This window comes from Phenylobacterium sp. NIBR 498073 (genome assembly GCF_027286305.1).
In the GTDB taxonomy this organism is placed as follows: domain Bacteria; phylum Pseudomonadota; class Alphaproteobacteria; order Caulobacterales; family Caulobacteraceae; genus Phenylobacterium.
In genome coordinates, this window is the sequence record NZ_CP114599.1 from 1,380,158 (window position 1) to 1,392,775 (window position 12,618).

The window sequence follows — 12,618 nt, forward strand, 5'->3', positions numbered from 1 at the left end:
GATTGGAATTTGCGCTAGGCGGCCGCGAAGCCGCCGACGGGCCGGGCCGCCCCGCTCTGATGCAGCGGAATGGTGAACGACACCAACGTGCCCTCGCCCGGGGCGCTCTGCATGTCGAGCATGCCGCCGTGCATCTCGACCAGCGACTTGGTCAGCGCCAGGCCGAGGCCCGTGCCCTGGGTGGTCTTGGAGTGTTGGCTTTCGACCTGCTCGAAGGGGCGGGCCAGGCGCGCCAGATCGTCCTGTGCGATGCCGATGCCGGTGTCCTGAACGCTGACGCGGATGCTCTCGCCGGTCGGGTCTCGCCGGCCTTCGGCGCGCACGGTGACGCGGCCGCCGCGGGGCGTGAACTTGATGGCGTTGGACAAGAGGTTCAGCAGCACCTGCTTGACCGCGCGATAGTCGGCCTCGACCTCGGGCAGGTGAGGGAAATCGATAGTCAGCGTCAGGCCGGCGGCCTCGGCGCGGTTGCGCACCAGCCGGGCAGCGTCCTCAGCCACCTCCTCGAGCGCCAGCGGCTCGAGCTTCAGGCTCATCTTGCCGGCCTCGATCTTCGACATGTCCAGGATGTCGTTGATCAGCGCCAGGAGGTGCTGGCCCGATGACAGGATGTCCTGTGCGTAGCCCTTGTAGCGGGGGTCGCCGAGAGCGCCGAACATCTCGCCGACCATGATCTCGGAGAAGCCGTTGATGGCGTTCAGCGGCGTGCGCAGCTCGTGGCTCATATTAGCCAGGAACTCGCTCTTGGCCTTGTTCGCCCCCTCGGCGCGAACCTTCTCCATCTCGTACTTCCGCGCGAGCTCCGAGAGCTGCTCCTGGCTGCGCTCCAGGTTCTCGACCGCGCGCTGCAGCTGCTCCTCGTTCTGGCGGCGCGCCGCCTCCTGGGTCTTGATCGCGGTGATGTCGGCCGCGGTCATCACCAGGCCGCCTTCGGCCGTCCGGCGTTCCGAAATCTGGATCCAGCGGCCGTCGGCCAGCTGAGCTTCACGCACACCCTTGCGGCCGTCGGGGCTCGGCCCCTCCTGCTGGATCGCCAGCTGGGCGAAGCGGCTGACGTCATCGCGCAGGGCGCCCGGCTTCAGCAGGCGCGGCTCCAGGGAGAAGACGCTCCGGAAATTCTGGTTGCAGAGCAGCAGCCGTCCGTTGCGGTCCCAGAGCACGAACGCCTCGGAGACGCTCTCGATGGCGTCGCGCAAACGTCCCTCGGCGGCCTGGGCGCGGGCCTGGGCCATCCGCTCCTCGGTGACGTCAAGGGCTACGCCGATGATCCGTGAATAGCCGTCATGACCCGGCCGGCCGAAGGCCTGGCCTCGCGCGTCGATCCAGATCGGCCGGCCGCCCTGCAAGGAGGGCACGCGGAACGACACGTCGAACCCGCCGTACATGGCGGCGGTGGAAAGCGCCTGACGCACCCGCTCGCGATGGTCGGGCGACACGCGGTCCAGCACCTCCTGGCCCGACACCACCCCGCCGCCGCCCCAGCCGAGGATCGCGCCGGTCACGTCGGACATGAACATCTGGTCGGTGGTCAGGTCCCATTCCCAGATCCCGCAGCGGGCTGCCTCCACCGCTAGGCGGAAACGCTGTTCGGAATCGATGAAGGCCTGTTGCGCGCTTTCGATGCGGCGGCTCTGGTTGAGCAGCAGCAGGCCGAGCGCGAAGGCCACCACCAGTGGTGCGGTCAGCCAGGCGATCTCGCGGCTCGCCGACGTACCTTCCTGCGCGCTCGACGGTGTGGCGGCGATGGTCAGCAGCGCCCCGCCCATCGCCGGCCGGGCGACGATGTTGACCGGCGCACCGTCGGGTTTGACGCCCTTCAGCGGGCCGCCGGCCCGGCCGAGGTCGGCGGTCGAGACGCCAAAGCCTCGCCGGACATCCGGCGCCTGCGACAATCCGCCCGCGCCCAAAGCGGCGATGATGCGCCCGTCGGCGGCGGCCAGCGCCTGATCGGGCGCCAGGGCGGCGCCCAACCGCGTCGGGTCGCCGATCGCGACGATTCTGCGCCGGCCTTTCGGCGTCATGGCTTCGATCGCGGCTGCCAGGGCCGGCGAGCTCTGGGCTGAACCGCCGTACCAGATCGCATCGCCGCCGCGCTCGATCTCGCTCGACAACGTGCGCCAATCGACGCCCGGCGCCTTGCCGGCCAGGGCGATCACCCCCTGGTCGTCGAGGATCGCGACGGCGGAAGCGGCACCGGCCGCGGCCGCCAGGCCGGTTTCGGCGGCGTCCAGGGGCGGGTCCGCCTTGCGTTGCAAGGTCTCGCGGGCGGCCAGCAGCCCGCCACGCAGGGCCGCGCCTTCCGTCTCGACGCGTCCCGCCAGCGCCTCGGCGCGGCCGGGCAGCGCGGCGTTCTCCAGCGTCTGGGCTTGGGGCTCGCGGCTGATCCGCACCACCGCCACCGCCGTGTAGACGGCCAGCAGCAGCAGGGTCGACAGGATGACGATGCGCACGAAACCCTGGTGGGCGAGCAGCCTCGATCCGGGCGCAGGGGCGCGCAGGTGGCCGGGCCGAGCCCCGGCCGTGTCCTTGCCCCCGCGATTCGCCAAAGCCCAGCTGCTCCCCTGCGCGCCGATTCACCTTAACGATGAGTCTACGCAAGCGGGCAGGTCGCGTCACGAGCCGTCTAGCTTGACCGTCCGGCTTTCGCGCGCCGATCCGAGCCGGGTGGCCCGAACCCGTCGCTAGTCGGCCAGGGCCTTGCTCGCCAGCTCGTAGACGTTCTTCGACAACCCCTCGGTGGCGGCGATGCGCGCCAGTTGCGCCTTCATCAGCGCGCCGAGTTCGGGCTTGTAGCGCCGCCACCCGCCCAGCGGCTCGACCAGGCGTGCGGCGGTCATCGGATTGAAGCCGTCGACGGCGAGGATCTGGTCGGCCAGGAACCGATAGCCGGCGCCGCTCGGGTCATGGAACCGGGCCGGGTTGAAGTTGGCGAAGGTCGAGACCAGCGCTCGCAGGCGGTTCGGGTTCTTCTGGTCGAAGGCCGGGTGCGCGGTCAGGCCTATGACGCGGCCGAGGGCCGACTCGTCCGGGTCGCGGGCCTGCAGGGCGAACCACTTGTCGATCACCAGCGGCTCGGATTTCCAGCGGTCGAAGAAGTCGGCGAGGGCGCTCTCGTAGAGCTCGCCGCCCACCAGCATCAGGGCCGAGAGGCCGCCGATCGCGTCGGTCATATTGGCCGCCGCGCGATAGTGGCCGTCGGCCAGCTCGCCGATCTCGGCGCGAGGATTGGCGGCCATCAGATCCAGCGCGGCGTTGCGCAACGCCCGCCGCCCGGCGCTTACCGCGTCCGGCGAGAACTCTCCCAGTTCCTGCAGGCCGATATGCAGCCGCTTCAGGTCGTCGGTCAGGTGCAGGGCCAGCCGGGTGCGCAGGGCCTCGCGCGCCGCGTGGATGGCCGCCGGGTCGGCTGGCTGAATCGCCAGGGCCAGGTCGGACTCGCTCGGCAGCGACAGCAGCAGGGCCTTGAACGCCGGATCCGAGGCCTGGTCGGCGAGGGCGCGGCCGAGGGCCTCGGCGAAGCGCTCCTCACCGACTTCGTCGGGGGTCCCCAAGGCGCGGGCGATGATGAGGGCGCGGGCCAGTTCCTGGCCGGACTCCCAGCGATTGAACAGGTCCGGATCGCCGGCCAGCTGGACATAGCGGTCAGACGGCCGGGCGTCGGTCCGCAGGGTCACGGGCGAGGAGAACCCGCGCAGGGCCGAGACCACCGGCGCCGCGTCGACGCCGGTCAGGATGACGGTCTTGGCGGCCCCGTCGAGGACGACCAGCGTCTCGTCCACCGCCTGTCCGTCGCGTTCAAAGGCCAGGGTGCGGCCCTCGGTGTCGAGCAGGCCGACGATCACCGGCACCGGCAAGGGTCGCTTGTCCGACTGTCCGGGCGTGGGCGGTGTGGTCTGCGAAAGCTCCAGCGTCAGCGTCCGGGCCTCCGCGTCGTAGCGGTGCGCCAGCGACACCTTCGGCGTGCCGGCCTGTTCGTACCAGGCGAAGAAGTCGGTCAGGTCCTGGCCGCTGGTCTCGGCGAAGCAGCGGATGAACTCCTCGACCGTGGTGGCGTGACCGTCCCAGCGCTCGAAGTAGAGGTCCATGCCCTGCCGGAACGCCTCGGCCCCGATCAGGGTCTTGAGCATCCGGATGACCTCGGCGCCTTTCTCGTAGATCGTCGCGGTGTAGAAGTTGTCGATCTTCATGTAGCTCGACGGGCGCACCGGGTGGGCCAGGGGGCCCTGGTCCTCGGGGAACTGGCGCGCGCGCAACGCCTTGACGTCCTTGATCCGTTGGACGGCGTGGCCGCGCATGTCGGCCGAGAAGCTCTGGTCGCGGAAGACGGTCAGGCCTTCCTTCAGGCACAGCTGGAACCAGTCGCGGCAGGTGATCCGGTCGCCGGTCCAATTGTGGAAGTACTCGTGGGCGACCACGCTCTCGATACGCTCATAGTCGAGGTCGGTGGCGGTCGCCGGATCGGCCAGCAGCAGCGAGGAGTTGAAGATGTTCAACCCCTTGTTCTCCATGGCCCCGAAGTTGAAGTCGCGCACGGCGACGATCATGAACAGATCGAGGTCGTATTCGCGGCCGAAGGCTTCTTCGTCCCACTTCATCGAGCGCTTGAGCGCGTCCATGGCGTAGGCGGCGCGCGGCGCCATGCCGGTGTCCACGAAGATGCGCAGATCGACGGTGCGGCCGGTCATGGTGACCAGCTTGTCTTCCAGCACGTCGAGTTCGCCGCCGACCAGGGCGAACAGATAGGCGGGCTTGGGGAAGGGGTCGTTCCAGACCGCGAAGTGGCGGCCGCCCGGCAGGTCGCCGGCCTCCAGCAGGTTGCCGTTCGACAGCAGGTGGCGGAACGCCTTGTCGGCCTCGATGCGCACAGTGAAGCGCGACAGCACGTCGGGCCGGTCCGGATACCAGGTGATCTTCCGGAAGCCCTCGGCCTCGCACTGGGTGCAGAAGCGGCCGCCGGACATGTAGAGACCCTCGAGGGCCTTGTTGTTCTCCGGGTCGATCTCGACTTCGGTCTCCAGCACGAAGGCGTTGGGCACGTTCGGTACGGTCAGGAACTCGGCGTCGATGGCGCGCTCGCCCTCGGCCAGCACCCGGCCGTCCAGCGTCACCGAAATCGGCTTCAGCCGCTCGCCGTTCAACACCAGCGGACCTGCATGCTCGCCGTTGCGCCGGATGCTCAGGCGGGCCTTCACCCGCGTGGTGTTCGGCGCGAGGTCGAAGTCGAGGCGGACCTCGTCGATGAGGAAGGCGGGCGGGGTGTAGTCGGCGAGCCGGATCGCCTGGGGCGTTTCTGTGCGCATGGGCCGCATTTAGCCACGCCCCGCGCCGTTCGCCAGTGCGCCGATTTGAGGTCGGTCAAGGCGCAGCCGCCGGATCGGCGGGATGTCTCAATTGGCAATAGCCACAAGAAATATGGGGATATTTATGACGACCGTTCGTTTCGCCCTGGCCCTGGGCGCCGCCCTCGCCATCGCCGCGCCTGCCGCCGCCCAGGACTTCCGGCCCAAGGAGAAGGGGCTGCTGATGCTGAACGCTCGGGTCAGCGGCGTGCTGACCGATGCGGAGGATCCGATCCTGACCGCCGGCGGCGTCGACAGCGGCCTGAAGGCCAAGGTCGGCGACGACGTGATGCCGACGCTGGGGCTGACCTATTTCCTCACCGACAACCTGGCCATCGAAGCCATCGCCGGGACGACCCAGCACGAGGTCAAGGCGGTCGGCCCGGGCACGGACGTCAAGGTGCATGAGACCTGGGTGCTGCCTCCGGTGGTGTCGCTGCAGTATCACTTCGCGCCGCAGGCCAAGGTCAGCCCTTATGTCGGCGCGGGGATCAACTACATGATCTTCTACGGCGGCGAGGATGAGAACGGCTTCAAGGTCGATATCGACGACGGCTTCGGTTACGCCCTGCAGGCTGGCGTGGATGTGGCCCTGCAAGGGCCATGGAGCGCCAACCTCGACGTCAAGAAGGTGTTCTTCGAGACCGACGCCTCGATCAACGGCGGGGCGCTCAAGAGCAAGGTGAAGCTTGACCCGTGGGTTGTCTCGGCAGGGTTTGGCTACAAGTTCTAGCCACCTGACGGCGCGCGCCGCGGCCGCCTTTCAGCGGGTCATAGGGCATTTGCACTATTGAGGGGCGCACGGGCTGGCGGTGATACTGATGGCGAACAAGCAACGCGTGGACCTGCTGAGGCTAGGCCGGTTGCTGGTTTGCGGAAGGGGCCGAGACGCGGCGCCTACCGACCATCAGGGTCCGTCGTCCTGGCGCGCTGCCTGTCCCCGAGGATTTGCGCTCAGGCCACGGCCGCTCTGACGGGAGCAGGGCTCGCCGTCGGCGCTTCACGGAAGTGCCGGTCCAGCTTGGCGATCTCCTCGGCGATGCGTTGCAGCTCGGGCGGCGCATCGCCGGCGCTCTCGTCGACCAGCCGCACCACTTCGCGAGCCAGCGCCAGGAGGTGCGGCGCTCGCGCGATCAGCCGGGCCTGGAATTCGATCTTGTGCGGATCGCGGTCGTACTCAGCGCCCGGCACCCGCCAGCCGCCCCAATCGGCCGCATCGGTCACCACCACCGGATAGGTTCCCGGATACGGGTGATGGCTGGCGTCTTCCTCGGTCTGCCACTTGTTGCGCGCGCGCATGAGCCGCCAGGGCGGCGCGCCGCCGCCCAGCGCCTCGGCTCCGCTTTCCTGCTCCGGCCGCAGTTCGTGGGCCTGGAACTCGCGGCCCAGGCCGACGTCGTAGGTGACCCGCACGGGTTCGTCGAAGCCCTTGGCCCAGACCGGCACGATCTTCTCGATCATCGCCCAGACGCCGACGCTCTCGACCCAGACCTTCTGGTTTCGCTGGTAGATCGCCTTGGCCATGCGCGCCTTCCGGAGCTTTTGTTCAGCGGGCCATAAAACCCTGAATTTCTTGACGCGAGGTCAATCTTTTCAAGGCGCGTCGGGTGCGTATGGTGGCCGCCAAGCAAGCATCAACCGGCCGCACAGACGGCGGAATGGGCGGAAATGAATTTCGATTTCTCCGACGACCAGAAGTTCCTGAAGAACGAGGCGCGCAAGTTCCTCGACGCCAACTGCCCGACCTCGCGGGTGCGCAAGGTGCTCGACGACGACGGCAAGGCCTATGACGCCGATCTCTGGAAGGCCGTCGCCGCCCAGGGCTGGCTCGGCGCCGCCATCCCGGAGGCGCACGGCGGCCTCGGGCTGGGCCATCTCGAACTCTGCGTGATCGCCGAAGAGCTAGGCCGCGCGGTGGCGCCGATCCCGTTCGCCTCGACGGTCTACTTCCTGGCCGAGGCGGTCATGCTGGCGGGCGACGACCAGCAGAAGGCCGACCTGCTGCCGAAGATCGCCGCCGGCGAACTGATCGGCGCGGTCGCCACCTCGGAAGGCCCCGGCGTCGTCACCGCCTCGAACCTCCAGGCCAGCGTCGTCGACGGCAAGCTGAGCGGCGTGAAGGTTCCGGTGACCGACGGCGACATCGCCGACGTCGCGCTTGTGCTGGCCAAGGAGAACGGCAAGCCTGGCCTGTTCCTGGTCGACCTCAAGGCCGCTGGGGTGACCCGCGAGGCGGTCAAGACGCTCGACCCGACCCGCGACGCGGCCAGGCTCACGTTCAACGGCGCGGCGGCCCGCCGCCTGGGCGGCGCCGGCGACGGCCTCGAACTGCTGGAGCAGGTCTTCGACCGCGCCGCGGTGCTGCTGGCCTTCGAACAGACTGGCGGCGCGGACCGCTGCCTGGAGATGGCCAAGGAATACGCCCTGGAGCGCTACGCCTTCGGCCGGGTCATCGCCTCCTACCAGGCGATCAAGCACAAGCTGGCCGACATGTACGTCAAGAACGAGCTCTCGCGCTCGAACGCCTACTATGGAGCCTGGGCGTTGAACACCAACGCGCCCGAACTTCCGGTCGCCGCCAGCGCCGCGCGGATCGCGGCCAGCGAGGCGTACTGGTTCGGCTCGAAGGAGAACATCCAGACCCATGGCGGCATCGGGTTCACCTGGGAAATGGACTGCCATCTGCACTACCGGCGCTCGCGGCAGCTCTCGCTCGTGGCCGGCGCGCCGCGCGTCTGGAAGGAGCGTCTTGTCAGCCACCTCGAACGCCGCAACGTCGAAGCCGCCTAAGGGAGAGCAGGATCATGGATTTCAACGACACTCCCGAAGAAGCCGCTTACCGCAAGCAGGTCCGGGACTGGCTCGACGCCAACGCCCCGAAAAAGCAGGAAGGTTCGGCTGATCCTGAAGCTGGCGACGGCATGGCAGCCTCCAAGGCCTGGCAGGCCAAAAAGGCCGCGGCCGGCTACGCATGCATCACCTGGCCCAAGGAATGGGGCGGGCAGGGCGGTACGCCGGTGCAGCAGGTGATCTTCAACCAGGAAGAAGCCAAGCACCCTATCCCAGGGAATCCCTTCCAAATCGGTCTGGGCATGTGCCTGCCGACGGTGATGACATTCGCCGACGAGGAGACCAAGAAGCGCTTCGTCGGGCCGGCCATTCGCGGTGAGGAGATCTGGAGCCAGCTGTTCTCCGAACCGTCCGGCGGGTCCGATGTCGCGGCGTCGCGCACCAAGGCCGAGCGCGTCGACGACGGCTCGGGCGACTGGGTGATCAACGGCCAGAAGGTGTGGACGACGGGCGCCCAGTTTTCGGACTACGGCATTGTCATCGTTCGGACGAATCCGGACGTGCCGAAGCACAAGGGCCTGACCATGTTCTGGCTCGACCTCAAGGACCCGGGGGTCGAGGTCAAGCCGATCCACCAGATGTCGGGCGGTTCGGGCTTCAACGAGGTGTTCTTCACCAATGTGCGGGTCAAGGACAGCCAGCGGCTGGGCGCGGAGGGCGACGGCTGGAAGGTCAGTCTGGTCACGCTGATGAACGAGCGCCTGGCCGTCGGCGGCGCCACCGGCGCCGGCTGGAGCCAGTTCATGGAGGCGGCGCGCAAGACCCCCGGCCTCGACGGCGCCTCGGCGCTGCAGGACCAGGCGCTGCGCGAGAAGCTGGCCGACTGGTACGTCCAGGCCGAGGGCCTGAAGCACACCCGCAACCGCACCATGACCGCACTGTCTCGCGGCCAGACGCCGGGTCCTGAGAGCTCGATCGGCAAGATCATCTCGGCCGTGCAGATGCAGGAGCTGGCCAATACCGCGGTGGAAATGCTCGACCAGTACGGGATCATCAGCGACGAGGACTTGGCGCCGCTCAGCGCGGCGTTCCACTGGTCGCTGATGTTCGCGCCGGGCTTGCGGATCGCCGGCGGCACCGACGAAATCCTGCGCAACATCATCGCCGAGCGCGTGCTCGGCCTGCCGGGCGACATCCGCGTCGACAAGGACGTGGCGTTCAAGGACATGCCGACCGGCCGCTGAAAATCTGGACGCCGACGAGTTGGGAGGCGTTCCGGCCTTGAAGGCTCCCCGCGAGGGGAGCCTTTCTTTTTCAGACGATCAGGCCCGCAGGGGCACGATCTCGGCGGCGCTGCGCTGGGCGACCAGTTCCCCGTAGAGCCGCGTCAGACCCTCGAAGGTGTTGTCCCAGCGATGGCGTTGTTCGGCGCGACGCCGGGCGGCGCGCTTCACATGCTCGAGGTCGCGGGCGAACAGCGCCTCGATCGCCTCGGCCATTCCGGCCGGATCGACGCTGGCGGCGCGCTGGCCGACACGCTCGTCGATGAGTTCGGAAATGCCGCCGCGGGAAGGGCCGACCACCGGCAGCCCAGCGGCCAAGGCCTCCAGCACCACCAGGCCGAACGGCTCGTTCTCGTTGGCGTGCACCAGGGCGTCGCAACTGGCGATGACCCCGGCCAGCTTCACCGGATCGCGCTCGTAGCCCATGGGGATCACACGCGGCGAATAGTGGGCGTCTTTGGCCGCGCCGACCAGCAGCAGGTAGTAGGGCGCACCCAGTCGCTCGACCGCGCAGATCAGGCTCTCGATGTTCTTTTCGCGCGCGGGGCGTCCGGCGAACACCAGCAGCCGCGCGTCCGCCGGCAAGCCGAGGCGGCGCTTCAGCCGCTCGCCGTCCGCCCGACTGGGGTGGAACAGGTCGGTGTCGACTCCCAGCATCTGCACGCTGACCTTCTCGACCCCGGCCTCCGAGAGGCGCTGGGCGATGTGTCGGCTCGGGGCGACCACCCGGTCGAAGCGCTGGAAGGTGGCGGCCCAGTGCTTCATGGCCGGCGCTTCGGCCCACTCTCCGAAGTGCAGGGCGGCCAGGGCGGCCGCGTCGGTATGGCAGAAGCCGACCACCGGCACGCCGAGCGCCTCGCCGGCGTCGAGCGCCGCGTGGCCGGGCACGAACATGTCGCCGGCCTCGATGATATCGGGCTCCAGCATCCGGATTACGGTTTCCCACTTCGTGGTCGAGGCGGGCATCCGGTAGCCGTCGCCGAACGGCAGCCGGGCGGCGGCGACGCTGACGATCCCATGGGCAGCCAGGCCGGTGGTCGGGCCGGGTACGACCATGGTGTGGCTGATGTCCGGCCGGCGCTTGGCCAGCCAGTCGCGCTTCTGATGCAGGTATCGTTTCACGCCGCCCGAGCGCGGCGCGTACATCATGGTGGTGTCGATCAGGTGGAAACCCATGCGACCCGGTGCACCAAAATGCGGAGCTTCTGTCGGATCGAGTCGTATCAGATTCTCAGAGCGCGAGTCGGTGACGTCGAACACTCGCCGCCTCCCTCTTGTTGGACTGAGGGCTAACGAACGGGCGAGGGATTGGTTTCTGATCGGGAGGAATTGGCCGGGGCCGCCGATCGGCGCGCCGCGGCGCCGGCCGGCGGGAGATTAGTCCGCCCGCGGCTCGGCCTCTCCCGCGGCGCGGACCAACTGCACGAATTCGGCGCGGACGCCGAACGGGTCGTCGCCGCGGGCGCTCTGCGCCAGCGCGGCCACGTCGTTCCAGCCATAGCCGGCGTCGACACGCGGGTCGGCCTTGAGCATCTGGCCGAAGGCGGCGACGGCCAGGGCCCAGCGGGTCGCTTCGGGCGCGGCCTGCACAGTCGGATAGACGTCGCGCGCCCCGATCGGACGTTCGATCAGATTCGAGGTCGCGCCGCCGGGCAGCTTGTAGCGGATCTTCAGGTAGGCGAACTCGCGCGCGCCGGCGGGGGCGGCGGCCGGCTCGGCCGCGCCGTAGCGCAGGCGATCGCTGGAACCGCGTGCGCCGGCGGGGGTGATCTCATAGAGGGCGGTGACGGAGGCGCGTGAACCGACCTCTCCGGCGTCCACCTGGTCGTTGTTGAAGTCCTCTCGCTGCAGCATCCGGGTTTCGTAGCCGATCAGCCGGTACTCGCTGACGGTCGCCGGATTGAATTCGACCTGCACCTTCACGTCATCGGCGATAGGGAACAGCGAGCTGGCGAAGTCGTCCCGCAGCAGCTTGCGCGCCTCATTCAGGGTGTCGATGTAGGCCGCTGTCCCGTTGCCGTTCTGAGCCAGGGCCTGCATCATCACGTCGTTGTAGTTGCCGCGACCGAAGCCGTAGACCGACAGATAGGTCCCTTCCTTGCGCTTGGCGGCGACCAGGTCCTTGAGCTTGGCGGGATCGGCGACGCCGACGTTGAAGTCGCCGTCGGTCATCAGGATCACCCGGTTGACCGCCTTCGGATCGAAGTTCTGCTTGGCCAGATCGTAGGCGAGATTCAGGCCTTCGCCGCCGGCGGTGGAGCCTCCGGCGCGCAAGGCGCCGAGCGCGCAGCGAACCTTCAGCTTGCTCCGTCCGTCGGTGGGGGCGAGCACCGCGCCGGCCGACCCGGCATAGGCGACGATGGCCACGCGGTCCTGAGGGCGCAACTGGTCCACCAGCAAGTTCAGCGACTTGATCGCCAGCGGCAGCCGATCCTCGCTCCACATCGAGCCGGAGGTGTCGACCAGGAAGACCAGGTTCAGCGGCGGCTCGGAAGTGCGCGGCAGATCGTAGCCCTGCAGCCCGATGTGCACGATCTGGCGGTCCTTCGCCCAGGGCGAGGGCGTCACGGCGACATAGGGGCGGAACGGCGTCGTCCGGTCGGCGGGCAGGGCGTAGCCGTAGTCGAAGTAGTTGACCAACTCCTCGACCCGGACGGCGTCGCTCGGCGGTCGCGCGCCGTCGTTCAGGAAGCGTCGGACATTGGCGTAGGAGGCGGTGTCGACGTCGACCGAGAAGGTGGAGACGGGTTCCTCCGCCACGCGCTTGATCGGATTGGCCTGGACACCGGGATAACGCTCCGTGTCCATCGACGGGTGCAACGACGGTCCCGGCAGGACAACCGCCGGGCGCGGCGGCGCGGGCGGCATGGCCATGCGGGATTCCGCTTGGTCTGCGCGCTTCTGCACCGGCGGCACCGGTAGCGGCGGGACCCGCAGTTCCTCGACCGATCGGGGCAAGGACATGGGCGGCGGCGCCGGCATCGGCGCCGCGCGATAGGCCTGGCGCGGCAGCGCGCCGCTATATCCGGCCGGCTGGGCGGGGAAGCCCAACGCCTCGCAGGCGGCCGGGGTCGGAACGCCGTCGCGAATCGCTGGCCGCGCCTGGGACGCGGTCGGGGCGGCGGCGAGCGTCGTCAGCGCCGCCAGGCTGGTGACGGAGGCGCTACGCAACATCTTACGCACGGACATGGCGAACCTCTCGGTTG

General features: G+C 68.8%; 8 protein-coding genes. 3 read left to right on the plus strand and 5 right to left on the minus strand.

Features of this window, described 5'->3' with window-relative positions; genetic code table 11:
- Window positions 1–14: 14 nt before the first annotated feature.
- A complete protein-coding gene (locus tag O4N75_RS07055) occupies window positions 15–2,546 on the minus strand; it encodes an ATP-binding protein (RefSeq protein WP_269628644.1) in 2,532 nt (843 codons plus the stop codon).
- A 135-nt stretch (window positions 2,547–2,681) separates the two neighbouring features.
- Window positions 2,682–5,300 carry an aminopeptidase N gene (gene pepN / locus O4N75_RS07060; protein ID WP_269628645.1) on the minus strand — a complete coding sequence of 873 codons (2,619 nt, stop codon included), beginning with the start codon at window positions 5,298–5,300 and terminating at the stop codon, window positions 2,682–2,684.
- Window positions 5,301–5,424: 124 nt separating this feature from the next.
- Here pepN and O4N75_RS07065 point away from each other — a divergent pair, with 124 nt between their 5' ends.
- Window positions 5,425–6,072, plus strand: coding sequence for an OmpW family outer membrane protein (locus O4N75_RS07065; RefSeq protein WP_269628646.1), 648 nt, complete (start codon window positions 5,425–5,427; stop codon window positions 6,070–6,072).
- Between the two features lie 221 nt (window positions 6,073–6,293).
- Here the strand turns inward: O4N75_RS07065 and O4N75_RS07070 are convergent, their stop codons facing one another.
- A complete protein-coding gene (locus tag O4N75_RS07070; protein WP_269628647.1) occupies window positions 6,294–6,863 on the minus strand; it encodes a hypothetical protein in 570 nt (189 codons plus the stop codon).
- Window positions 6,864–7,007: 144 nt separating this feature from the next.
- On the opposite strand from O4N75_RS07070, the gene O4N75_RS07075 reads away from it, so the two are divergent.
- Together O4N75_RS07075 and O4N75_RS07080 are read left to right on the plus strand one after the other, a co-directional pair.
- The gene (locus O4N75_RS07075; protein ID WP_269628648.1) at window positions 7,008–8,129 is read left to right on the plus strand and encodes an acyl-CoA dehydrogenase family protein; all 1,122 of its coding nucleotides are present in this window, start codon (window positions 7,008–7,010) and stop codon (window positions 8,127–8,129) included.
- A gap of 14 nt (window positions 8,130–8,143) precedes the next feature.
- Window positions 8,144–9,373, plus strand: a complete 1,230-nt coding sequence (locus tag O4N75_RS07080) for an acyl-CoA dehydrogenase family protein (protein ID WP_269628649.1) — start codon at window positions 8,144–8,146, stop codon at window positions 9,371–9,373.
- 78 nt (window positions 9,374–9,451) lie between these two features.
- Here O4N75_RS07080 and O4N75_RS07085 read toward each other — a convergent pair whose 3' ends face one another.
- A complete protein-coding gene (locus O4N75_RS07085; protein WP_269628650.1) occupies window positions 9,452–10,588 on the minus strand; it encodes a glycosyltransferase in 1,137 nt (378 codons plus the stop codon).
- A gap of 201 nt (window positions 10,589–10,789) precedes the next feature.
- Window positions 10,790–12,601 (minus strand): VWA domain-containing protein, encoded by a 1,812-nt coding sequence (locus O4N75_RS07090; RefSeq protein WP_269628651.1) that lies wholly within the window; start codon window positions 12,599–12,601, stop codon window positions 10,790–10,792.
- Window positions 12,602–12,618 lie beyond the last annotated feature (17 nt).